The organism is Microbispora triticiradicis (genome assembly GCF_005864065.1).
GTDB classification, from domain to species: domain Bacteria; phylum Actinomycetota; class Actinomycetes; order Streptosporangiales; family Streptosporangiaceae; genus Microbispora; species Microbispora triticiradicis.
In genome coordinates, this window is sequence record NZ_VANP01000003.1 from 566,146 (window position 1) to 588,591 (window position 22,446).

At 69.0% G+C, this 22,446-nt stretch carries 22 protein-coding genes, 1 tRNA gene and 1 pseudogene; 15 read left to right on the top strand and 9 right to left on the bottom strand.

The genetic code is table 11. The features are described 5' to 3' along the window. Positions 1–170: 170 nt before the first annotated feature. From FED44_RS10665 to FED44_RS10675, 3 genes are all read left to right on the top strand, one after another. Positions 171–392, top strand: a complete 222-nt coding sequence (locus tag FED44_RS10665; RefSeq protein ID WP_111699959.1) for an EF-hand domain-containing protein — start codon at positions 171–173, stop codon at positions 390–392. A 91-nt stretch (positions 393–483) separates the two neighbouring features. Then, the gene (locus FED44_RS10670) at positions 484–1,116 is read left to right on the top strand and encodes an acyl-CoA-like ligand-binding transcription factor (RefSeq protein ID WP_244301827.1); all 633 of its coding nucleotides are present in this window, start codon (positions 484–486) and stop codon (positions 1,114–1,116) included. Positions 1,117–1,368: 252 nt separating this feature from the next. Next, positions 1,369–2,943, top strand: coding sequence for an FAD-dependent monooxygenase (locus FED44_RS10675; RefSeq protein WP_138460527.1), 1,575 nt, complete (start codon positions 1,369–1,371; stop codon positions 2,941–2,943). A 12-nt stretch (positions 2,944–2,955) separates the two neighbouring features. On the opposite strand, the gene FED44_RS10680 is transcribed toward FED44_RS10675, so the two are convergent. Beyond that, entirely contained in the window at positions 2,956–4,233 is a 1,278-nt protein-coding gene (locus tag FED44_RS10680; RefSeq protein WP_208758905.1) for an MFS transporter, read from the bottom strand. A 108-nt stretch (positions 4,234–4,341) separates the two neighbouring features. Beyond that, the gene (locus FED44_RS10685) at positions 4,342–5,274 is read right to left on the bottom strand and encodes a nitroreductase/quinone reductase family protein (protein WP_138460529.1); all 933 of its coding nucleotides are present in this window, start codon (positions 5,272–5,274) and stop codon (positions 4,342–4,344) included. 559 nt (positions 5,275–5,833) lie between these two features. Between FED44_RS10685 and FED44_RS10690 the strand changes: the two genes are divergently transcribed. The 4 genes from FED44_RS10690 to FED44_RS10705 all read left to right on the top strand — a co-directional run bounded on the left by FED44_RS10690 (position 5,834) and on the right by FED44_RS10705 (position 10,295). Further along, positions 5,834–6,382: a GNAT family N-acetyltransferase gene (locus FED44_RS10690; RefSeq protein ID WP_138460530.1), complete on the top strand. Its 549-nt coding sequence runs from the start codon at positions 5,834–5,836 to the stop codon at positions 6,380–6,382. A 105-nt stretch (positions 6,383–6,487) separates the two neighbouring features. Further along, positions 6,488–8,338, top strand: coding sequence for a flavin monoamine oxidase family protein (locus tag FED44_RS10695; protein ID WP_187405995.1), 1,851 nt, complete (start codon positions 6,488–6,490; stop codon positions 8,336–8,338). A gap of 98 nt (positions 8,339–8,436) precedes the next feature. Then, positions 8,437–9,462 carry an ATP-binding cassette domain-containing protein gene (locus FED44_RS10700; RefSeq protein WP_111699966.1) on the top strand — a complete coding sequence of 342 codons (1,026 nt, stop codon included), beginning with the start codon at positions 8,437–8,439 and terminating at the stop codon, positions 9,460–9,462. Further along, positions 9,459–10,295 (top strand): ABC transporter permease, encoded by an 837-nt coding sequence (locus FED44_RS10705; RefSeq protein WP_111699967.1) that lies wholly within the window; start codon positions 9,459–9,461, stop codon positions 10,293–10,295. The genes FED44_RS10700 and FED44_RS10705 overlap by 4 nt, the downstream gene beginning before the upstream one ends. A gap of 2,097 nt (positions 10,296–12,392) precedes the next feature. Here FED44_RS10705 and FED44_RS37220 read toward each other — a convergent pair. Next, positions 12,393–13,490: pseudogene (locus tag FED44_RS37220) on the bottom strand (BTAD domain-containing putative transcriptional regulator); the annotation flags it as partial. A 182-nt stretch (positions 13,491–13,672) separates the two neighbouring features. Here FED44_RS37220 and FED44_RS10715 point away from each other — a divergent pair. The 3 genes from FED44_RS10715 to FED44_RS10725 are packed head-to-tail and all read left to right on the top strand — an operon-like array spanning position 13,673 to position 15,100. Next, positions 13,673–13,969 (top strand): ArsR/SmtB family transcription factor, encoded by a 297-nt coding sequence (locus FED44_RS10715; RefSeq protein WP_111699968.1) that lies wholly within the window; start codon positions 13,673–13,675, stop codon positions 13,967–13,969. A gap of 8 nt (positions 13,970–13,977) precedes the next feature. Continuing rightward, positions 13,978–14,259 (top strand): hypothetical protein, encoded by a 282-nt coding sequence (locus FED44_RS10720; protein ID WP_133305956.1) that lies wholly within the window; start codon positions 13,978–13,980, stop codon positions 14,257–14,259. A 1-nt stretch (position 14,260) separates the two neighbouring features. Next, on the top strand, positions 14,261–15,100 hold the full coding sequence (locus FED44_RS10725) for a hypothetical protein (RefSeq protein WP_138460532.1): 840 nt from the start codon (positions 14,261–14,263) through the stop codon (positions 15,098–15,100). Between the two features lie 64 nt (positions 15,101–15,164). Here the strand turns inward: FED44_RS10725 and FED44_RS10730 are convergent, their stop codons facing one another. Continuing rightward, positions 15,165–15,704, bottom strand: a complete 540-nt coding sequence (locus FED44_RS10730) for a GNAT family N-acetyltransferase (RefSeq protein WP_138460533.1) — start codon at positions 15,702–15,704, stop codon at positions 15,165–15,167. A gap of 229 nt (positions 15,705–15,933) precedes the next feature. Between FED44_RS10730 and FED44_RS10735 the strand changes: the two genes are divergently transcribed. Next, entirely contained in the window at positions 15,934–16,152 is a 219-nt protein-coding gene (locus FED44_RS10735) for a hypothetical protein (protein WP_133306196.1), read from the top strand. Positions 16,153–16,239: 87 nt separating this feature from the next. Here FED44_RS10735 and FED44_RS10740 read toward each other — a convergent pair whose 3' ends face one another. Further along, complete coding sequence (locus FED44_RS10740) at positions 16,240–17,061, bottom strand: 5'-nucleotidase C-terminal domain-containing protein (protein WP_154956601.1); 822 nt, start codon at positions 17,059–17,061, stop codon at positions 16,240–16,242. A gap of 365 nt (positions 17,062–17,426) precedes the next feature. Here FED44_RS10740 and FED44_RS10745 point away from each other — a divergent pair, with 365 nt between their 5' ends. Both FED44_RS10745 and FED44_RS10755 read left to right on the top strand, forming a co-directional pair. Further along, positions 17,427–18,089, top strand: coding sequence for a DinB family protein (locus FED44_RS10745; RefSeq protein WP_208758906.1), 663 nt, complete (start codon positions 17,427–17,429; stop codon positions 18,087–18,089). A 369-nt stretch (positions 18,090–18,458) separates the two neighbouring features. Then, entirely contained in the window at positions 18,459–18,875 is a 417-nt protein-coding gene (locus FED44_RS10755; protein ID WP_208758907.1) for a nucleotidyl transferase AbiEii/AbiGii toxin family protein, read from the top strand. A 344-nt stretch (positions 18,876–19,219) separates the two neighbouring features. Here FED44_RS10755 and FED44_RS10760 read toward each other — a convergent pair whose 3' ends face one another. Together FED44_RS10760 and FED44_RS10765 are read right to left on the bottom strand one after the other, a co-directional pair. Then, positions 19,220–19,669, bottom strand: a complete 450-nt coding sequence (locus FED44_RS10760; protein WP_138460535.1) for a WapI family immunity protein — start codon at positions 19,667–19,669, stop codon at positions 19,220–19,222. 202 nt (positions 19,670–19,871) lie between these two features. Further along, positions 19,872–20,714 carry a PHP domain-containing protein gene (locus FED44_RS10765; RefSeq protein ID WP_138460536.1) on the bottom strand — a complete coding sequence of 281 codons (843 nt, stop codon included), beginning with the start codon at positions 20,712–20,714 and terminating at the stop codon, positions 19,872–19,874. A 499-nt stretch (positions 20,715–21,213) separates the two neighbouring features. Between FED44_RS10765 and FED44_RS10770 the strand changes: the two genes are divergently transcribed. After that, complete coding sequence (locus tag FED44_RS10770) at positions 21,214–21,588, top strand: hypothetical protein (protein ID WP_138460537.1); 375 nt, start codon at positions 21,214–21,216, stop codon at positions 21,586–21,588. A 119-nt stretch (positions 21,589–21,707) separates the two neighbouring features. Here FED44_RS10770 and FED44_RS10775 read toward each other — a convergent pair whose 3' ends face one another. Beyond that, on the bottom strand, positions 21,708–22,070 hold the full coding sequence (locus FED44_RS10775; protein ID WP_138460538.1) for an inositol monophosphatase family protein: 363 nt from the start codon (positions 22,068–22,070) through the stop codon (positions 21,708–21,710). A 26-nt stretch (positions 22,071–22,096) separates the two neighbouring features. Here FED44_RS10775 and FED44_RS35740 point away from each other — a divergent pair, with 26 nt between their 5' ends. Continuing rightward, the gene (locus tag FED44_RS35740; protein WP_167521445.1) at positions 22,097–22,270 is read left to right on the top strand and encodes a hypothetical protein; all 174 of its coding nucleotides are present in this window, start codon (positions 22,097–22,099) and stop codon (positions 22,268–22,270) included. A 59-nt stretch (positions 22,271–22,329) separates the two neighbouring features. On the opposite strand, the gene FED44_RS10780 is transcribed toward FED44_RS35740, so the two are convergent. Beyond that, positions 22,330–22,402 (bottom strand) — tRNA-Thr (locus tag FED44_RS10780). Between the last annotated feature and the right edge of the window lie 44 nt (positions 22,403–22,446).

Consider the following 22,446-nt stretch of genomic DNA (forward strand, 5'->3'; position numbering starts at 1 on the left):
ATTATGTGCCCCTGACCCTCGCGAACAGCGCCTGCGCCGCTCGCCCGGCGCGTCACGCCTCTCCGGGACGGCGTCACCGGGCCCGGCAGGGGAACCGGCCGTCGATCTTTGGCAGGCCACGGCATAGGTTGTCTGGAGTTCCAGCCAACTGACGGCAAAGGCAGGTCACTGTGACTCACGAGCTCAGCCACGAGCGGTTCGAGACCCTGAAGCGTGAATTCGACGCGATCGACCGCGACGGCGACGGCTTCATCACCGAGGCGGAGCTGCTCTCCTACTTCCCCGGCCTGCCGCCGGAGGCGATCGCCGCGCTGGACCGGGACGCCGACGTGGACGCCGACGGCCGGTTCTCCCTGGAGGAGTTCGTCCGACTGGCCGGCGCCCGCGACTGACACCCCCGCGACGCTCACCTAATTGCAGATTCCGCAAAATTGCGCGCTACGCATCTTTGCGTAGCGCGCAAGTAGTTGTATGGTGGTCCGTGTGAGCGGGGATGAGGGGCGGCCGGGGCTGCGCGAGCGCAAGAAGCAGGAGACGCGCATCGCGCTGAGCTGGGCGGCGATCAAGCTTGTCGCGGAGCGCGGGCTGGAGAACGTTCGGGTGGAGGACATCGCGGCGGCCGCGGGGGTGGCGCCGCGGACCTTCAACAACTACTTCTCCAGCAAGGGCGAGGCGATCGCCGCCAGGCACCTCGACCGCGCCCGCCTGATCGCGCAGGAGCTGCGCCGCCGTCCGGTGTCGGAGCCCCTGTGGGAGGCCATCACGAGCGCCGTGATCACCCAGCTCGCGATGGGTGCGGACTACGACGACCGGCGGCCGGACCAGCAGTGGCAGGCCGGCATCCGACTCATGATCGGCGAACCCTCGCTGCAGGGCGAGATGCTCAAGGCCAGTGCCGTCGCCGAGGAGGAACTGGCCGCCGCGATCGCCGAGCGGACCGGCACCGACATCGCCCATGACCTCTACCCACGCCTGGTGGCGGGCGCGGCGGGGGCCGCGATCAGGGTGGCGATGGACCAGTGGTTGCGGGCCGACCCGCCCGTACCTGTCAGACCACTCGTCGAGAACGCGCTCGGCCTGCTCGCCGCCGGCCTGCCCGAACCCCGATCGTCGTAGTCGTCACCGGAGATCCGCAGGCCGCCGGATCTCACCGATCCTGTTCCAGGAGCGCCGGAACGGCCGTACCCCAGGTGAGTGACGTGCCGTGTCTCCGGCACGCCGCCCGGCCGTTCCCCGTCCCCTGATCCGCGGGCACCGTCGTCCACCGGCGCCGCCCGCTCGATGCGCCATGCCCGAAATCGTCGCCATGCCCAGAAATTTCGCCATGCACGAAAACTTCGTCATGCCCGGAAAACCAGGAGGACCACCATGACCGTCGACGTCCTGATCGCCGGAGCCGGACCGAACGGGCTGATGCTCGCCTGCGAGCTGAGCCTGGGCGGCGTACGGCCGATCGTGCTGGAGCGCCTGCCGGACAACACCAAGGAGAACCGGGCCAACGGGCTGGTCGGCCAGGTCGTGCGGGCCCTCGACCGGCGCGGCCTGTACGAGCGCCTCAGCGGCGGCGCCGAGCCGCCCCGGCCGAGCCCGGCCTTCGTCTTCGGCGCGCTACCCCTGGAGCTGAGCAGGCTCGACGACAACCCGATGTACGGGCTGGCGGTGCCGCAGCGCCGGGTGGAGCAGGTCCTGGAGGAGCGCGCCCGGGAACTCGGCGTGGAGATCCTCCGCGGCCACGAGCTGACGGGGCTCGCCCAGGACGAGGACGGGGTCACCGTGGAGATCGCCGGACCCGAGGGCCCCTACACGCTGCGTACCCGGTTCCTCGTCGGCGCGGACGGCGGACACAGCCGCGTCCGCAAGCTGTGCGGCATCGGCTTTCCCGGAGTGACCAGGGACGGCTCGGTCTCCATCGGCGCGCACGTCACCGTGCCCGCGGAGCTGGTCGACGCGGCCACCGGCGGGTTGAACGTACCCGGTTACGGGCTGATCCCCCCGTTCATGCACCACCGCACCGATCACGGCCTGTTCGTGTACGCGCCGTTCCCCACCGGAACGCTCGTGAACACCACGGAGTGGAACCGGGACGGCGGCGGCGACCGGCCGCCGACGCTCGACGAACTGCGGGAGAGCGTACGCCGGGTGCTCGGCGCCGACCTGCCGTTCGGCCCGCCCGAGGGGGCCGGCCCGCACCTGCTGCGCCGCCTGAGCGGCGGCAACACCCGCCTGGCGGAGCGGTTTCGGGACCGCCGCGTGCTGCTGGCCGGCGACGCCGCCCACGTGCACAGCGCGATCGGCGGCCCCGGCCTCAATCTGGGTCTCCAGGACGTGATCAACCTGGGCTGGAAACTGGCCGCCGAGATCCGCGGGTGGGCGCCGCCCGGCCTGCTCGACACGTACGAGACCGAGCGGCGGCCGGCCGCCGAGCGCGTCGTCATGCACACGCAGGCCCAGTCGGCGCTGATCGCGCCCGGGCCGGAGGTCACCGCGCTGCGCGTGCTGTTCACCGAGTTGCTGCGGGACGAGCGCACCATCAAGCACATCGCCGACATGATGTCCGGCGCCGACATCAGGTACGACCTCGGTGGGGACCACCCTCTCGCCGGCCGGCCCGCCCCCGACCTCACGCTGGAGACGGAGACCGGCCCGGTACGGCTGGCCGAGCTGACCAGGGCGGCCCGCCCGCTGCTCCTGAACCTGACGCCGGACGCGGCGCCGGCCGCCGCGCTGGACGGAGCGCTGGAGGGGTGGCGCGACCGCGTCGACCTCGTCACCGGCAAGGCGGACCGGGACGCCCCTGCCGTGCTGCTCGTGCGGCCCGACTGCTACGTGGCCTGGGCCTCCGACTCGCCCCGGCTTGGCGAGAAGGAGCGTGACGCCCTGCGCGCGGCCCTGACCGCCGCGTTCGGCGCCCCTTCCGGCACCTCTTCCGGCGCCGGGGGCTGAGAGGGGTGAGCGTCAGCCCGCGGCGCCGGACAGCTCGGGGTTCGGCTGCCGGATCGGGGTGAAGAACGCGGCGAGCGCGATCAGCAGGCAGGCCGCCCCCGCCAGCAGGCAGACCACCGCCACCCCGTGGCGCTGCGCGCCCCAGGTCAGCACGGCCGCCCCCGCCGGCCCGAGCGAGAAGTGGATGGTCCAGAAGGCGGAGGTGACCCTGCCGAGCAGGTGATCGGGGGTGACCTGCTGACGCAGCGACATCGAGGCGATCCCGGCCACGCTGACACAGCCGAGGTAGACCGCGGCCGCCACCGCGGCCCCCACGACACCGCCCGACGCGCCGAGCCCCACGATGGCGAGCCCGGCGACCGCGATCGCCCCGATCCAGGACGCGCCGAACCCCAGCCTGCGGCGTACGGGGCCGACGAGGAGCGATCCGGCGACGGTGCCGAGCGCGGCGACCGCGAGCACGGCTCCGACGGCCCCGTCCGGCCGGCCGAGGTCGTGCTTGAGGTGGTAGATCAGCACGTCGGTCAGCCCGAGGGTCAGGAAGATGAAGAACGACAGCAGCACGGTCAGGGCGCGCAGCACCGGCTGCCGCCACAGGAAACGGGCCCCGGCGAGCAACTCCCGCCAGTGCCCCCGGGCCTCCTGGCGCTCCCGGTCCTCGCCGGCCTCCCCTGCCCCCGACGCCTCCGGCGAGGACGGTGACGGCCGACGCCCGAACCTGATCAGCAGGATGCCGAGCGCGGAGATCCCGAAACTGGCCGCGTTGACCGCGATCGCGGCCGTCGGCCCGGCCCAGCCCGCGACCACCCCGGCCAGCAGCGGCCCGCCGATCCCCGCCGCGGCGGAGGTGGCGCCGAGCCGCCCGTTCGCCTCGGTGATCCGGCTCGGCTCGACCAGGTTGCGCACCACCGTGACGTACGTGACCTGGAAGACCATGCCGATCGCCTCGGCGGCCGGCAGCACCACGTAGAGCAGCCAGATCTTCGGCCCGAACGCCCAGGCGACGGGCACGATCCCGTACAACGCCATCCTGGCGAGGTCGCACCAGATCAGCAGCCGCCTGCGGTCCAGCCGGTCGGCGAGGATCCCGGCGAAGACCCCCGCCGCCACCGACGCCGCGCTCGCTAGGCCGGTCAGCAGCCCCATCCGCGCCACCGACCCGGTCACGTGCAGCACGAGCAGCGGGACGGCGATCAGGGCGAACGAGTCCCCCGCCACCGACAGCGTCTGCGATCCCCAGAAGACCATGAAGTTCCGGTCACGCCACAGCGGTGATCCTTTCCCTTCCACCTCCGTCATGCTGCCGCACGGAGCGACGCCAGGGGACCCGCGCTCGGGAACCGTACGGTCCCCGAGCGCGGGAGGAGCGGCGCAACCGCCGGTCGTGCGGCGCGACCGTCAGTCCTCCGGCGTGGCCGGCGCACGGAACGGCGGCGCGTCGGGCACCGGCGGAAACGGGATCAGCGCCAGGACCGGGAGGAGCGACCGCTCCTCGTCGTCCAGGTGCGCGCGCAGTTCCTCCGACATGCGGTCGAGTTCCGCCATGAACCGCCGGGGTTCGGCCGTGCCGATCCCGTCCAGCAGGGCGACCAGCTCCCCCTGGACGCGTGCGATCACCTGGTGCTGCTCGCCGAGACGGTCGAGGGCGTCGCGCAGGTGGGGATGCCGGTCCGCGAGCGTGGGAAAGACCGCGGCGTCCTCACCCCGATGATGGAGCGCCAGCCCCTGGCAGAACGCCAGGCAGTGCTGCCTGAGCCGCAACCCGAGCCCGAGGTCGCCCCGCTCCGGCCGGCTGTGTGCCTGCGCGGTGAAGTGGGCCTCGGCCTCCTCCCGCACGTGCCGGAGCTGGGCGCGCAGCCAGGCGTGGATCTCCAGCAGCTTGCCCGCCATGGTGGTGACGTCCTCGGGCACCTCGGCGGGCGCCTCCGGGCGCTCCAGCACGACGACCGGCAGGGTGCGGGCCGTACGCGCCTGGTAGTCGCCGTATCCCGGGGCCACCCGCACGACGTGCTCGAACAACCGCTCGCGCGCCGCGCCCTCGGCCGGCACCGCGATCGCGTCGAAGACCTCCTCTCCCACCTCGACCCGTACGGCCGGACGCGCGAGCAGGTTGTGATACCAGGCGGGGTGGCGTGGCGCGCCACCCGCGGACGCCACGACCAGCAACAGGTCGCCGTCGCGGACGTAACCGAGCGGAACGGTGTGCTCCTTTCCCGACTTCGCGCCGACGGTGGTCAGCAGGAGCAGGTCGCCGCCCTCGAAAGGGCCGCCGACCCTGCCGCCGTTGGCGCGGAACTCGTCGATGACGGACTGGTTGAACGATTCGGGCACTGAATGAACTCCAAGAGATCGAAAGAATGAACACGAAGACGGGCGCGGTGACGGCGCGTGCCGGCATGCCGCTCGGGGCGCGTCCGCGCGCGGAAAGGCCGGCAGGCGGAGACTCCCGGACGTCAGAGGACCGGAAAGGACCGGATCGACGGCACGGCGCTCACCGTGAGGAACGACGGCTCACGAACGGCGGCTCACGAACGGCAGGCCGACGAACGACGGCGGACGAGCGGACGTGGCCGGCGACGGCGTGGGAGTGCGCTCGCCCGTGGCGTACACGGGCGCGGCGGCTCAGCCGCGACGTGCGAGCACGGAGCGCGGCGTCAGGCGGGAGATGCGGAGTGTGTACTCACGGCGGAGGTCCCTTCACGAAGGTGCGGCCCGGCTGCCGATCGGCCTACCGCTGCCTCCCTGGGGCAGCGTCCATTTGATCGGCGCCACGCGGCACGCCGATCATTAGAACCGGCCCGTTCTCCCCCTGTCAATGCGGTCCCGTACTCGGCGGAATCCGCGCCGCCGGCGGAAGCGGAGAACGTCGCGATTCGGAGAAGGAGACCGCATGGCGGATCAGACCACCTCGATCCGGCTCGTCCGGGTGGACGACGCCGAGATCATCGCCGCGCATCGGGCCCGCGACAGGCGGGCGTACGCGCAGTGGGAGCCCGCGCAGCCCGACGAGTTCTACACGACGGCCGGGCAGCGGGCCCGCATCGAAGGACTGCTCGCCGACCATCGCCAGGGCGACCGGTGGCCCGCCGTCATCGTGGCCGAAGGCGAGGTGATCGGCCAGGTGACCGTGAGCACGATCCTGCGCGGCCCCTTCGGCAAGGGCTTCCTCGGCTACTGGGTCGCGACGGCCAGCCAGGGCCAAGGGCATGCGACCCGAGCGGTGGGCCAGACCCTCGCGGTGATGCGCCGGGACCTCGGGCTGCGCCGCGCGGAGGCGCACACGCGACTGGAGAACCTCGCCTCTCAGCACGTGCTGCGCGCCAACGGCTTCCGGCCCTGGGGTATCGCCCACGCGCACATCCTCGTCGACGGCGCGTGGCGAGACGAGATCTTCTGGGAACGGCTGCTCGACGAGGGGCCGCCCTTGACCCGCGCCTGACCATTTCCTGGGGCACCAGTTACCTTTTCGCGGCGCGTCGCGCGCCGCCGCACGGCCACCACTTCGAAACTCACTCTCCGCAACCATCACGTGGAGGAGGAGTTCGTGGTCACAATCGACCGGCGAGGATTCGCCAAGCTGGCCGGGCTGGGCGCGGTGACGTCCGTCGTCAGTCCGTCCCTGGGCACGGCCGCCCCCGCATCGGCGGCGCGGGCGCCGTACGCGGGAGAGCGCCGGCAGACCTGTCTTCGGGTGGCGCGCGATCTCCTGCTCGTGGAGGAGAACGGCACCGACCTCAAGCACCGGTACCTTCAGGTGCTCATCGACAAGGGTCTCCCCCGGGCCCGTACGTCCAAGAGGGTGCTGATCGTGGGGGCCGGCATCTCCGGGCTCGTGGCCGCCAGGCTGCTCAAGCAGGCGGGGCACCGGGTCACCGTCATCGAGGCCAACGGGAACCGCATCGGCGGCCGGATCAAGACCTTCCGCACGGGGTTCCGCGACCGGCGCCAGTACGCCGAGGCGGGGGCGATGCGCATCCCCGACTTCCATCCGCTGACGCTGGCGCTGATCGACAAGCTGGGGATCACCCGCCGCCCCTTCTACAACGTCGACGTGACGCCCGGCGTCCCCCCCAGGGGACCGGTGCCGCCGGTCGTCTACACCTCGCGGCAGGGACAGGTGTGGCGATCCGCCCCGCCGAAGGGCGACTTCACCGCTCCGCCGCGGATGAACCACACGTTCGTCCACGTGAACGGCGTCACCCAGCGCCGGGACGAGTACGCCGCGGACCCGCGCAGGATCAACGCCACGTTCGGGCTCAAGGACAGCCGGACCGCGGCCCGGATCCTCGACGAGGCGCTCGACCCGGCGAGGGACTACTTCTCCGTTGTCCGGGGCGGCGACCGGGTCGACAAACCGCTGCCGGAGCTGGTCGACGGCTGGGCCCGGCTGCTGCACGACTTCGACGGCTACTCGATGTACGCCTACCTGAAGGAGCACGCGAAGCTGAGCGACGAGGCGATCGACGCCATCGGCACGCTGGAGAACCTGACCTCCCGCCTGCCGCTGTCGTTCATGCACACGTTCCTCACCCGCAGCCTCGTCAACCCCGGCGTGACCTACTGGGAGATGGCCGGCGGCAGCGGATCGCTGCCGTACGCGCTGGAGCCCGGGCTGCGCGACGAGATCCGCATGGACCGCAGGGCCATGCGCATCGACACCTCCGGCCGGGGCGTGCGGATCTCGACCGTCAGCGAGGCGGGCAGCACCGAGGACGAGTTCACCCGGCAGGGGCGGCACGAGACGTTCGAGGGCGACGTCGCGATCATCACCGTGCCGTTCTCCGCGCTGCGCCACGTCGAGATCGCGCCGGCTCTGTCGTACGCCAAGCGCCGCTCGATCATGGAGTTGCACTACGACTCCGCGACGAAGGTGCTGCTGGAGTTCGGCAGGCGGTGGTGGGAGTTCACCGAGGAGGACTGGAAGCGCGAACTCGGCGGCCGTTACCGCCCCGGGCCCGTGACCCACGTGACGGGCGGCGGATCGGTCTGCGACAACGCCAACCGGTTCATGTACTTCCCCTCGCATCCGGTGCCCGGCAGTGAGGGCGGGGTCGTGCTGGCCAGCTACTCGTGGGCCGACGACGCGACCCGCTGGGACTCCATGGACGACGAGGAGCGGTACGGCTACGCGCTGCGCGGGCTGCAGGAGGTGCACGGCGACCGGATCGCGGAGTTCTACACCGGCCACGGCCAGACCCAGAGCTGGATGCGCAACCGCTACGCCTTCGGCGAGGCCGCGGTCTTCACCCCCGGCCAGATGACCGAGATCCACCCCGCCATCGCCGTGCCCGAAGGCCCGCTGCACTTCGCCGGGGAGCACACCTCGCTCAAGCACTCCTGGATCGAGGGCGCCCTGGAGTCGGCCGTACGCGTGGCCCTGGAGGTCAACGCCTGACCCGTACGCCTTCGGTGCCCCCGGCGGGGTGAGGGCCACGGCAACCGGTGAAACCTGGTCGAAGGCGCCGTGAAACCCGGGCCGCCGAGAGTGATGCCATGAGCATCACAGAATTCCGACCTTCCGGGGGCGGCCCGTCCGCGGCCGGGGGCACCGATCTGGCCGTACGGGTGAGAGGGCTCGTGAAGACGTTCGGCGAGCACCGCGCCGTCGACGGCATCGACCTGGACGTGCGTTCGGGTGAGATCTTCGGCGTGCTCGGCCCGAACGGCGCCGGGAAGACCACGACGCTGCGCATGCTGGCCACCCTCCTGAAGATCGACGAGGGCCGTGCCGAGATCTTCGGGGTCGACGTGGCCGGCAACCCGCACGTGATCCGGCAGCTGGTCGGCGTCACCGGGCAGTACGCGTCGGTCGACGAGAACCTGACCGCCCGCGAGAACCTCTGGCTCTTCAGCCGCCTGCAGGGCGTCGCCGCGCCCCGTGCCCGACGCATCTCCACCGAGCTGCTCGGCCAGTTCGGCCTGGAGGACGCCGCCGACAAACCGATCTCACAGTTCTCCGGCGGCATGCGCCGGCGTCTCGACCTGGCGGCCAGCCTGATCACCAGGCCACCGCTGATCTTCCTCGACGAGCCGACCACCGGTCTCGATCCCCGTACGCGCGGCCAGATGTGGGACACCATCCGCGGCCTGGTCGCCGACGGCTGCACGGTGCTGCTGACCACGCAGTATCTGGACGAGGCCGACCAGCTCGCCGACCGCGTGGCCGTCATCGACCACGGCCGCAAGGTCGCCGAGGGCACCCCCGACGAGCTGAAGACCGCCGTCGGCGACTCCACCCTCCAGTTGCTGCTCGCCGATCCGGGCGAGGTGCCCGCCGCCGTGGAGATCGTACGGCGCGTCCTCGGATCCGAGCCGGTCCTCAGCCCGGAGAAGGGCCGCCTCAACGTCGCCCTCGACCAGGCCGACCTCGCCGCGGACGTACTGATCGCGCTGCGCTCCGCCGGGGTGTCGATCACCTCGGTGAGCGTGGACAAGCCCAGCCTGGACGAGGTGTTCCTGGCCCTCACCGGCCACGGGACGGACGGGGACGCCGAGAACGGCAAGAAGGAGAACCGATGAGCACCGTGATCGCACCCTCCCGCGAGGTGGTCCGGGCCGCCGAGCGCGTGGCGGCAGCCCGGCCGCGTGTCTCCATCGGCGACACGCTCAGCCAGACCCTGATGATGGCCTGGCGGGCGCTCAAGAAGATGCGCCGCAACCCGGAGCAGTTCTTCGACGTGGCGCTGCAGCCGCTCCTGTTCACGGCCATGTTCGCCTTCATCTTCGGCGGCGCCATCGCCGGCGACGTGGCGAGCTACCTTCCCCTGATGATCCCCGGCATCGTCGCCCAGACGGTGCTGACGACGTGCATGGCCACGGGCACCCAGCTCCGCGAGGACATGGAGAAGGGCGTCTTCGACCGGTTCAAGTCGCTGCCGATCGCCCGGATCGCGCCGCTCGCCGGCCCGATGGTGGCCGACCTGCTGCGCTACACGATCGCGGCCACGCTGACCTTCGCCATGGGCCTGGTGATGGGCTACCGCCCGGATGGCGGGCCGGCCGGGGTGCTCGCCGCGATCCTGCTGGCGGTCGTCACGGGCTGGTCGCTGGCGTGGGCCTTCACCTGGGTCGGCACGATCGCCCGGAGCGCCCAGGCCGTGCAGGGCATCTCGATGATGATCCTGTTTCCGCTGACGTTCCTGTCGAACGCGTTCGTCCCGGTCGAGACCCTGCCCGGCTGGCTGGCCGCGTTCGTCCGGATCAACCCGGTCTCACACCTGGTCACGGCCACCCGCGACCTCGCCAACCACGCACTCGTCAGCGGAGAGGTGGGCTGGACGCTCCTCGCGTGCGCCATCGTCATCGCGATCTTCGCACCGCTGTCGGTACGCAGCTACAAGCGGCACATGTGACGTTCGTCCGTCGCGGCCGAAGACCTGCTCGACGAGGCTCCGCGCCTCGGGGAGCAGGTCCGCACCGCGCCGATCGCCGTACTCGGCCCGGACGGCGGCGATCGTCCCGGGCGCGGCCCGCTCCGCGTACGGCTCTATCAGCTCGATGGCCATGCTGGGCATGCTGTTGTGGTACGTGAACCGCTCGGCCAGCACCAGCAATCCGATCGCCTCATGGGGAGCCATCGCTCCCCGCAGCAGCCCCCAGGCGCCGAGCCCGAAGAGCACCGTGCCGCACAGCGGGTAGTCGAAGGCGGGGTCGTCCACGCTCCACAGGGCAGGGCCCCAGGTGTCGGAGAAGGACCCTGCCAGGGCCAGCGGGTTGTAGCCCTGGGCGATGGAGAACAGCGTCTCGCCGTACCCGGCGTCCTCCGGCGACGCGTGGTACGCGTACGCCGTGAGGGCGACCGACACCGCGATGATCACCCACGGCGTCTCCGCCGGCTGGTTGCTCTTCGGCAGGCGCAGGTCACGCGCCCGCTCGACGGCCAGGCGATACTCCCCGAGAGCGGCGGCCGTCTCGCCGCGGGTGAGGGCGAGCTCGGCCGAGCACATCGAGGCGATCGCCGACACTCCGAGCACCGCCTCTCGGGCGTTGATCCGGGTGATCTCGGCGAGCTCGGCCTCGGCGGTGCCGAGATCGCCACCGGCGAGGGCGGAGGCCAGCAGCACCGTACGGAGCTGGGTCTCGTCCTCGGTCGCCGCGAGTCGGTGCAACACCGGAATGGCGGTTCGCGCGTGCTCGACCGCCCCCCGGTGATCGCCGCGCCGCAGCACCAGGTGGGCGAGCGCGGCGTGCAGGATCGCGGCGAGCCACGGCCCGTCGTCCACGGGCAGCATCGTCAGGGTCTGCTCGGCGGCCTCGATCGCCCCGGTCACGTCTCCCGCGTTCTCCAGGATGTAGACGCTCATCTGCGTCGCCATGGAGGCGACGTGCCGGTCGCGGCTCCGGCGCAGCTCCATCAGCCGGCGGTGTATCTCGACCCCGTCGCCCGCATGACACGCGAACAGCACGGTGGCCATCGCCGCCAGCCGGGGGTCGGTCGTGGGGCCGACGGGCAGCGTCTGGATGACGTCACGTACCGGGTCCACCCGTCGATCGGTGACCATGCTGTTCATGAGTGTGATCAGCATGGCGCCCCTGGTCACCTCGACGAGGTGCGGGGGCGGCGTCCAGGCGGTGACCACCTCACAGATCGCGTCCAGGTGGACGAGGAGCCGGGAGTGCTCGCCGCGGATCGACCACAGCGCCCCGAGGCCGGCCAGCAACTGGACCGTCGCGACCGGATCGGCCTCGCCGAGTGCCTGCCGGAGCAGATCGGCGAGGTTGCCCTCCTCCGCCCGCATCGCGTCGACCGCCGCGAACTGGGCCGAGGTGAACATCGCACGGCCGTTCTCGACGGCGTACGCCGTCGCCCAGGCCCGTTGCGCCGCCTGGGCGTCCGTCTCCTCGCCGGCCTCCCTCAGCCGCATCCGCCCGAACTCCCTGACGGTTTCCAGCATCCGGTAACGGAGACCGTACGTCGTCTCGGAGAGGCTCAGCATCGACTGCTCGGTCAGCGCGGCCAGGACGTGCAGGGCGTCCGGGCCGAGCACCTGCTCGGCCGTGGCCAGCGTGAAGCCGTCGCCGAACAGCGACAACCACCGCAGCGCCCGCCGTTCCGGCTCGTCCAGCAGGTTCCACGACCAGTCGATGACCGCGAGCAGCGTCTGGTGCCGGTCGGGGGCCGTACGGTTACCGCCGCGCAGCAGGGCGAACCGGTCCGCCAGCCGCCGCGCGATCTCCTCCACCGACATCACCCGCACCCTGGCCGCGGCGAGCTCGATCGCGAGCGGCAGCCCGTCGAGGCGGGCGACGATCTCCTCGGCCACGCCTTCGTCGATCCGTACGCCGGGGCGGGCGGCGGTGGCGCGCTGGCGGAACAACTCGACCGCGTCGCGCGCCGGTAGCGCGCCGAGCGGATAGACGCGTTCGGCCGGGATCGACAGGGCGGCGCGCGAGGTGGTGAGCACCCGCAGGTCGCGGGTCGTCACGGTCAGGAAACCCACCAGGTCGGCGACGGCCTCGATCACATGCTCGCAGTTGTCCAGGATGAGCAGCGCCGGGGCCTGGCCGAGATGCTGGGCGATGCGGGCGCGGACGTCGGAGCGCTGCTCGGCGGTCAGGGCCCGACGCCCGCTGACCGAGTCGCGGACCCCGAGCGCCGAGCCGACCTCGCCCACCACGCCTTCGGGCGAGGAGACGCCGACGAGCTCGACGAAGTGCGCGACGGGCTGCGCGGCGTTCCTGCCGACGATGTGGGCCAGCCGCGTCTTGCCCAGCCCTCCAGGGCCGATGATGGAGACCACCCGGTTGGTCCGCAGCAGGGCGTGCACCGCGCGGATGTCGCCGTCGCGGCCGAGCAGCGAGGAGCCGTCGAACAGGATGCCCTCACGCACCGGCCGGTCGGCGACGAGGAGCTCGGCGTACACGCGGGTGAGCTCGGGCCCGGGTTCCGCGCCGAGCCGCTCCACCACGGCCGCGCGATACCGCTCATAGCGCTCCAGCGCGGCGGCGGCACCCCGTACGGCGGCCTCACTGCGCAGCAGGCAGGCGAGCAGTTCCTCGTCGTGCGGCCGATCGGCGGCGGCCTCCTCCAGCAGCGGCAGCGCGCCCTCGTGTGCGCCGCTCCGGCCACGCGCGATCGCCGCCACCCGTCGCGCCTCGGCCGCCCACCCCGCCGCGGCGCCCCTGAGCTCGGCCAGCGGGCCCGTCGCGCCGTCCGATCCGCTCTTCCCGAGATCGATCGCCTCTTCGGCGCGGCTGCGCGCGAGCGCCACGTCGCCTTCGCCCAGCGCGGCGCGTGCCTGCTCCACCAGCGCGGCGAGCAGCAGCGCGTCCACCTGGTCGGCCGTGAGCCCGAGCCGGTAACCACGCGGAATCCGGACCACGACATCGGCGTGGGTCGCCGCCCTGGTCCGCGAGACGACCACCTGCAGCGCCTTCGCCGGATTGGCCGGCGCCTCCTCAGGCCACAGCTCCTCGATCAGGCGCTCGTCACGAACCCCCGCACGCCCGTGCGTGGCGAGCACGGCCAGCAGGGTCTGCGCACGGAAGCCGACCACGCGCGCACCCCGCCAGCGGACGCCGTCGAGCAGGACGAGTTCAGGGGACACACCTTCAGCTTACGGACGAGCCCCCCTTGACGGGCGTGCCCACGCGCATCTCGCCGAGGACGCGGTCGCCTCCGAATTGTCGTCACCCGGTCAGGTGCCGCACGACCGACCGTAACGCCACAAAGGACTGACATGTGTAAGCTAATGCTGACACGTGTCAGCACAAGCCAGAAGGGAGCATCATGAGCTCCGATCTTGTTGCGGTGCTGGCAGCGCTGGCGAGCCCGCAGCGGCTGCGGTTGATCGCAGCGCTGGCCAGTGGCAGCAACTACGTCAGTCAGTTGGCTCGTGAACTTCAGCTGAGCCGGCCGTTGGTGCACATGCACCTACGCCGACTGGAAGAAGTGGGGCTTGTCATCGGCCGGATGGAGCTGTCCGCCGACGGCAAGGCGATGCGGTTCTTCGATGTCGCGCCGTTCGCCTACCAGCTCACCCCGGAAGCGATCCAGGACGCGGTACGAACAATGGAGGAGAAGTGACTCAATCGGTGGACGAGAGCATCGATCTGGTGGCTTGGCAGGGCACCTTCGCATTTTTGATCACACTCGCCGTGGTAGCCCTGCTGGCGGTTTACGTAACCAGGCAGTGGCGCCGCGCGTGGGAGGCCCGGGCCGCAGTCGACCGCGACAACGCGTTGCGTGATCTGGCGGTGAAGTCCGTCGCCGCCCAGCAGGCGCAGGCGGATGAGATAGCCGCGCTGCGCTCAGAGTTGGCCGCGGTGAAAGCGGACACGGGCGGGATCCACGAACTGCTCCGCAGCGTGAGCTGACGTGCGAAGAGTTCTGCTGTGGACGGCCGCGTCCTTGCTGGTGGCGGCCTCAATGCTCGCGCTGCTGACGTTCACCTACTTCTGGCGCTCGCCGGCCTATTACCCGCGGCCGCTGGCGGCCTCCCCCACGGAAACGCGCATCATTCCACGGTCGCAGTACTCCGAAGAGCACCGCCGTCCCTACACCTACCGCCATGGCAACGTGGTCGTCTTCGGGGCTGAACACAAACCCGCATCCGTCGATCTGCAGCTCCGGCAGATCGACGAGATGTGGCGGGAGCTGCGCCCCACCGTTGCCCTGGTCGAAGGCAGGTTGGGATTCCTCGCGCCGGGCTTCATGGATCCGGTGGAGCACTATGGCGAGTCAGGTCACGTGTACGCGCTGGCGAAGAAGGACGATGTGCAGGCGTACACGTGGGAGCAGCCGCTTGACGAGCACATCACCGATCTCGCCCGCGTGCACGCGAAGGACCGGGTAGCGCTCTTCATGGTGTTGCGGCCCTACTTCAGTAACCTGCGGTTTGGCAAACCTGAGTCGCCGGAGGCCTTCGTGGAGGAGTTCCTCGGCCGGGCGGATCATCCAGCGATACGCGGAGAGATCAATAGCATCGCCGACATCGACCGCATCTGGCAGCGCGATTTCGCCGGCGGCAAAGACTGGCGGGACGTGTCCGACGAGACCGATCTCCCCGGCTATCTCGAGCAACTGACCGAAGATTCCAACGATCAACGTGACAGGTATCTGGTCCGCCTGGTCTCCCATCTCAGTGCCGAAGGTGAACGAGTGTTCGTAATCACCGGCTCCAGTCACGCCGTACTAATAGAGCCGGCCTTGACGTGACCGTTGCTGTCAATGACCCACCATTCGCCGGATAAGTCGCTCGGGTACGGCTTGTGCTCGGTCTTCACCGTGGATCGAGCACGCGCGTCATCCAGATCGTGTCGCCGCGTTCGGCGTCCTCGGTGATGCGGTCGCTTCGGTAGAAATCGAGCTTCTCGAGGACCCGGAACGAGGGTGCGTTCCACTCCCGCACGGTCGCCCAGAGACGTCGACGTCCTGTTCGCGTCGCGGCTTCGACGACCGCACGGGCGGCCTCTGTCGCGTAACCACGGCTGTGAGCTCGTTGCGCCAGCTCGTACGCGATCTCAGGTTCGTCGAAAGATGCCTGGCCGACAGTCAGTCCGCAGTACCCGATGAACTCACCGCTGTCTCGCAACTCGATCGGCAGCAACCCGAGCCCCGGTTCCGCCATCAGCGGATTGTGAAGAAGCCGGTCGCGCATGTCCTCGACCGTCGGGCGTCCCTCGGCGTCGATCCGCCGTACCGCTCGTGGACCCCGCTCAAGCCACAACCCGCGGTACTCCTCGGCATCCGACGGCACCCACCGCCGCAACCGCAGCCGCTCGGTCACCAGCTCCGCCGGCAGATCCGTATAGGTCCCCACCCGGCCACCCTAACCCGTGCCGGCCAAGACCGGAGATGACTGCATAAAGCCACTCACGGAACCGGTGTCAGCGCGGAGGATTCGCAGAGAAAGTTTCAGCGCATGTTCGGTATCGCCGCAGGTCGCCTCGCAGGGAAACTACGGCGGAGAACATGAACTGTACGGATATCCCCCGCACTGCAATGCTTCCAGTGGAAGTCCGGCACGACATCCACTCCAAGGAGGGTAAGTGCGGAAACTCAGATCTTTGGCCGTCGCCGGTGCTTTGGTCAGTGGGCTGGTGGTCGTCGCCAACGCCGCCCCCGCGCACGCCGATACGCTTCGCAACGTCTACTACTACTCCTCCGACTGCTACCGGTACGGGGACTACGGCGTCCAGAACCACATGTGGAGCTGGTACCACTGCGATTACCAATACAACTTCTGGTTCCTCTGGAGCGTCCCGTAAAGCTCCTCCACGGCCGCGACCGGCTCAGGTCCACTGATCGCCGGGCGGAACGAATTCCACCCGGCGATCAGCTCGTTCACGTGATGCTCATCGAACGGTGACCCGGTCGCCGGCCGGTGCGCTGACCGGCGAGTTCTTCACCAGATAGGTGGCCAGGGCCCCTCTGTCGTCCGGGCCACCGCGATAGACGTTGGTGACTCCGGGCCATCGGGGGAAACCTTCGTAGCCGCCCACCAGGATGTAGTTGGCCGCGATTCTGATGACCTGGTCGTCGGTCACCGGAACGCCGTTCAAGGTCATCTCGGTGACGGCGCCGCCCTCCAACGTGTAGCGGAGCGAGGACGACGGCGTCAGCACCCAGCCCTGCGCGTTCGGGTAGGCGAGGACGGACTTCAGGGCGGCACCGGTGATCTCCCACACATCCACCGCGAACCCGGCCGGAAGCGTCGCGAACACCTCCTCGTAGGTGACCGGGCCCGCGTCGAGGTCCATATGGAATCCGTACCTGCTGACCAGGGCGGCCTCCGCGCCCGACCGGGCCTGGACCGCGTCGAGGTTGGCATCGGCGACCAGTTCGGCCAGCGGGCCGCCGCTGGGCGTCCGAACGATGGGCTCGGAGGTCTCGCCGAAGGTCTCGTCCGCGCCGGCCATGCCGCACTCGAAGTAGTAGAGCTTGTTGGACACGAGACCGTCGGGCTGCCTGAGCTCGATCTGGACTGACGTCTGACCCGACGTCTCGGTCTCGTAGTCCCATTCCCAGTCGAGCGTCGCGAGCAGGGCGGTGAAGCTGCCGTTGTGCTTGAACGGGGATTTCAGGCTCTTCCATTGCTCGGTGCCGACGATGCGGTATTGGATCAGTTGCAGTCCCGGAGGGAGTCCTTCGAAGGTCCCGTAGACCTTGAAGGTCACCGGGCACTTGGTCGCAGTGGTCCGCTCGAATGAGAGGGTGAGTTTCCGCACCGGATTGTCGGCCGATGCGAATTGGGCGGAGGCCGTACCCGAAAATGCTCGCTGGGGTGCGGCTTGTGCGGCGGGAACGAAAACACCGGCCGACAGAACCGCGATTCCCGCCAGCCCTCCGATCCGACGCCCGGCCCTACTGGGTAATCCCACAGTCTTCCCATCTGTCGATGACGACAAGGACGAGCAGACCCTAGCCACGCCGAACGACAATTCCGCGCCCCGAATAGACCGGTGATACTGGCACGGCACCCGGCGAGACCGTGGCGGGTAATCGTGTCACGGTCGGCTGACCGGGCTGTCAGGGCTCCGGCGTGGTACCCGCGGGCGGCCGGACTGCCGGCCGACGCGGCCAGAGCCAGTTTTCGCGGGTCGAACGCCAGTGCCTGAAAGATGTCGGTCTCGCTTGCTACCGTTCGGCACCTGCCGATGACGATGCCGGGCGGCGTTTCTCGCCGACCCTTCATTCGGTGATCAGAAAGGGTGAGGACCCGGTGGATGACAGTGAGAGGGACACACTGCTGATGTTCCTGGAGGCGCAACGCGCCAGCGTTCTCGCCATCATCGAGGGATTGGACGACGAAGCCTTGACAACTCCTCTCCTGCCCTCGAAATGGACGCCGCTGGGTCTCGTGGAGCATCTCGGCTACGCCGAGCGGCACTGGTTCCAAGAGATCGCATGCGGCTCCGCCGAGCCGCTGCCCTGGCCCGACGACGACGTACCACTGACCACTCCGCGACCGCCATCCAAGGTCTTCGCGTTCTACCGCGACCAGTGCGAGCGGTCCAACGCGGTCCTTGCCTCCATGCCACTGTCGACGCCCCCGCGCGGACGTCACCCCTCTCCACTCGGCGACGAGATCACCGACCTGCGTCGGATCGTCCTCCACATGATCGAGGAGACCGCACGCCATGCCGGCCATCTCGACATCGTCCGTGAGCTCATCGATGGGAAGACGGGGCTCGGACCTCGATAGGGTGCGAAGATCGACCTGACGATCAGCGCCGAATCGGTCACTCTGGATGCATGGAAGCCAGGGGATACGGGGCGCTCCGCCCTTACGTCGTTCCCGCGACTCTGGAAGAGCTCACCGGGCCGACAGAGGGCGTCATTGTGCTGCCCAGTCATCTCGATTGGGGCCGGAGCGCCGCTACCACTTGGACCAGATCGCCGATGCCCGACTGTTGTACATGCGGGTGATCCGGGAAAGCGTCACTCCTGACGACCTGCGACGTTTCCTCAACGCTTCGCTCCTGCGCAAGCTCTGGCCTGAATTGGTCCTACCCCCTCGCGTCCGCGCTCTGTGGCTCGATCGATTCCCCGAGCTGCAGCGTCAAGCCGTCTGATGGACGGCTTCCACCGTCGTCTGGCCGGCATCGCCCTGGCGGCGGCCGCCGATTACGGGTTCGCTCTGGCGGGCGGCTACGCCGTACAGGCTCACGGCGTGCTCGAGCGGCCCAGCGAGGACATCGACCTGTTCACCTCCAGCGTGCGCGACGACTTCTCCGAGGGAGTCGCGAAGATCTGCGACGCCTATGTCGAACACGGCCTGGCGATCAAAGTTGACGTCGACAGCCCCCAGTTCGTACGGCTCAGCGTCTCCGAGCCCGCAACGGGCCGGACCAGCAAGGTGGAGCTGGCCGCGGATCTTCGCTCGCACCCACCGGTCACCATGGAGATCGGCCCGGTCGTCCACCTTGACGACGTCGCGGGAGGGAAGGTCGAGGCCTTTTCAGCCGAGCCGAGGTCCGCGACTTCATAGACGTCGACGCCTTCCTGTCCACCGGCCGGTTCACCCGCGAACAACTGCTCGACCTCACCGCGTCCCGCGATCTCGGCTTCGACCGTGCCGTCTTCGCCCAAATGCTCTCCGCCCTGGAGCTCTACCCGGACAGCGAATTCCTCGCCTATGGCTTGACCGAGCCCGAAGTCCGTCCGCTCCGGTCGCGGTTCAACGACTGGCGAGCGGCACTGACGAACGAGTGATCAGATCATTGCGAGTGACATGCGCTGTCCCTGACGGCCCTTCGATCAGCTCAGGAGGTCACCCATGCGAGCGGACTTATTAAAGCCCTCTCCCGAACACGGGATGGCTCCCAGACAAAATCACTCGCGCCTCAGGACGGGGAATCGCTTCTCCACGGCAATGAGCGCACCCACGAGTTCCGGGATGTCTGTCTGATCCAAGCCGTCGATCTCAAAGCGAAGAGTGTTCCGCATTCCAGGATGGTCGGCCACAGTCCCGGCGATCGACAGGGAACCTGTGGGATGACACTCAACCGTAAGTTCTATCCAATGCTCAAGGGAAGAGAGCGTGGCGCTTCCCCTGCCTTCGGCGTAGACGCGCTCCAAGGCTACTCGGAAATCGTGCAACTCCTCAGCGCGAAGCGCCGCATCCACTTCGGCAGTGAACCCCCCGACCCGGACGTGGATCGGCGAGGCCAGCCAGTTGCCATCCCAAAAGTCGGTACAGTCGGGATGCATACGACCGAGGACCCGGATCAACACGTGATCCGAATTCCCGCCTCGGCCGACGACGATCTCAGCATCCTCCATACGGTCATTCTCTGTGAGGAAACACTTACCCGGCCAGGCTCACCAGGTTGGAAGATTTCGGTGCATGACTGGCTGACATGCTCCGCAGCAGCTCAGATCAGGTGAGACGTTGCTCGGGAGTCACCGTGACTCCCCTCGATTCGCCACCCTGACGGGCACGCAGGGGGCACGGACTGTACCACCGCGCTTCATCGTGCATCGATCAGCCCAAACGAGTCCAGAAGTCGTGGGGGTGCCGGCCAGGTCGGAAGCCTTGGGCCTCGACCATGGCAGCAGCGTCGGCGAAGCCGTGCGCAAGCGCAGCCGGGCTGTGGGCATCGCTTCCGAAGGTGACCGCTTCTCCGCCTTCATCGCGCCACCAGCGAACGATCTCTGGAGGGAACCGTGCGCGCGTGTTGACCTCCAAGGCTCGACCGCTGTCAGCGAGCACTCGTAGGGCATGGCGGAACTCTTCCTGGAACGAATCTGGATCGAACGGGCTAGCCTGCGTCGGCCAGGTGCGGATCGGGTAGTCAATGTGGGCGAGCACGCCGAACGCATGCGAGATCTTGATCAGGCGGACTATCTCGGCCAGGTATTCCCGAAGCACCTCCGCAGCTGGTTGCTGACGGTACAGGTAAGGGGGCTCAGAGAACCGCTCCCCCACAGGCAGGCAATGCAGCGAACCAAGCACCCGGTCGAACTGCCCGGCGTCGAGCAGCCTCGCGACCTCATCGCCGTACCAATGCGGCTCACCCAGTTCCACGCCGCTCAGGATGCGAAGGCTCGGGAACCGATCGCGGCAGCGCTCCACGCACTCCAGGTACCCGTGGAGATTGAATTTTGGCGGAGCCACTGTTCCATCTTGCGTGACGAATGCCTTGAGATGATCATGTCCATCGAGCTCGCCATCAACGAACAGCCAGGCCGCATAGTCCACATGCTCGGTGAACGCAACCGCGGGGAGACCCATATCCACCGCGCGCGCGCAGGTCCGCTCCATCGCGCCATCCGGTGCGTCCCACGACCATTCGCTGTGAACATGGCTATCTCCGGGCAGCGCCACCGTCGCATCCTTCCGCCGGCATCAAAGGGACACGTCGAAGAGCAACGCTTTGGCACGTACGGTGCCCGTCTACGAGACCGGGATCATATTCCTGGCCGATGACAGGTTACGACCGGGGAATGCGGGCGGAAGTATGGAGAGGAGACCGACACTCGCCGATCGCCCCCGACCCCAACGGTGGCCAGCCCACATGAGGCGATCGTAGGGCTGTAATTGTGTGGCGGCGGGCCGCTGGAGTCGGCGGGTTCGCTCGGTACGGCGGGCGCGGCGGTCGGCGTGGCGGCCTGCCGCTGCTGCCGCTCGGGACCGGCCCCCAGGCCGCATGCCCGGGCGGCGGGCAAGCGCCAGGCCGCTGTACGGCGGCGCGGCGCGCCGCCGCTTGATCTATATGTGAACAATTCAGCAACGCCGCTGAGTCTAAGGAAGGCTGGATGTCAAGACCGGCATCTGCTTGATACTGGGGGATCTTGGCACTGCTCGATCGCTTTCTCTGAAAGGCATGCCGATGGACAACCCAGCCCTGACCCGCTTCGGTGAGCTCGTCCAGGCAGCAGCCGAGCTGCGCCCCCTGGAGTTGGCCGAACTGCATGAGATCGGTGGTGTGCTGAGCGAGGTGATCCTTACCGCCGCCGCCCTGGCCATCCGTGTGGAAGCCGAGAGCGCGACCCTGGGGAAGCGGTACGTTCTGCGCGATGCGACCGGCGACCCCGATCCGGAGGCGCGTTTGGCCGAGGTTCGGCAGCGTATGAGACGGATGGTTGATCTCCTGCAGAAGGCCGATCTTCACGCCCGCCGCTCCCACGTCGCGATCAACCGCATCGTGCAGACCGACCCCGACGCCGCCACGGGCCAACCGGTAGCGTCCGGGAGCTAAACAGAGCAACGGAACTGTACCCACGAACAACCATGGAAGCCGCAGGCGCGGTCGTGCCCGGCCAGAGCTTGCACCCAGCCCATGCCGCTAAACGCAGCGGCGCTGCATGATTCGGCAGGCTAAACGGCGCGGTCCGCGTCCTTCTCCGCTCCTGCCACCAGCTCGACGAGATCGGCGAGGATCTTTGGGGCTGCGGCGATGGTGGCTCGGGCCTTCATCGTGTGCGGGGTGCCGTCGATGTCGGTGATGATTGCTCCGGCTTCGCGGGCGATGAGGACGCCTGCGGCGGTGTCCCAGGGGTTGTTGGACAGCATGATGCAGGCATCGGTCTTGCCCTCGGCCACCCATGCGAGATCCACGGCGACTGAGCCGAACATGCGGACGCGCTGTACCCGGGTGGCGAGCTGGTAGTTGAGCGGGAGGCGGACGCGGTTCTTGGCCTCGGCGCCCTTGCCTACGGCGTAGTCACCGACGGAGACGATGGCGCCTCCAGGGTGTCAGTTTGCACGTGGTCTCCGAAGTCCTCGGGCACGCCAGTGTCGCGATCACCAAAGACGTCTACGGGCATCTCATGGAGGGCGACCGGCGGGCGGCGACGGAGGCCATTTCCGGCGCTCTGCTGGGGCAACGGAAGCGGGTGGCTCCCAGAGTGGCTCCCAGCGACGCCGAAGAGATCGGGTGAGCCGCCAAAGCACAAGGCCCCTGACCGGGAAGCACCTGGTCAGGGGCCTGTCGTACGAGAGCCGCCTTGGGGAATCGAACCCCAGACCTTCTGTTTACAAGACAGATGCTCTGCCGATTGAGCTAAGGCGGCCTGCTACCAGACGAGTTTAGTGGGCCGGGGGCCGTACCGTCACG

What these genes read in the sequence shown, in the direction of transcription:
- FED44_RS10675 (WP_138460527.1), top strand. Translation starts at nt 1,369, where the DNA reads ATGACCGTCGACGTCCTGATCGCCGGAGCCGGACCGAACGGGCTGATG.
- FED44_RS10705 (WP_111699967.1), top strand. Translation starts at nt 9,459, where the DNA reads ATGAGCACCGTGATCGCACCCTCCCGCGAGGTGGTCCGGGCCGCCGAG.
- FED44_RS10760 (WP_138460535.1), bottom strand. Translation starts at nt 19,669, where the DNA reads ATGGAGGATGCTGAGATCGTCGTCGGCCGAGGCGGGAATTCGGATCAC.
- FED44_RS10770 (WP_138460537.1), top strand. Translation starts at nt 21,214, where the DNA reads ATGCCGATGGACAACCCAGCCCTGACCCGCTTCGGTGAGCTCGTCCAG.
- FED44_RS10715 (WP_111699968.1), top strand. Translation starts at nt 13,673, where the DNA reads ATGAGCTCCGATCTTGTTGCGGTGCTGGCAGCGCTGGCGAGCCCGCAG.
- FED44_RS10755 (WP_208758907.1), top strand. Translation starts at nt 18,459, where the DNA reads ATGGACGGCTTCCACCGTCGTCTGGCCGGCATCGCCCTGGCGGCGGCC.
- FED44_RS10690 (WP_138460530.1), top strand. Translation starts at nt 5,834, where the DNA reads ATGGCGGATCAGACCACCTCGATCCGGCTCGTCCGGGTGGACGACGCC.
- FED44_RS10700 (WP_111699966.1), top strand. Translation starts at nt 8,437, where the DNA reads ATGAGCATCACAGAATTCCGACCTTCCGGGGGCGGCCCGTCCGCGGCC.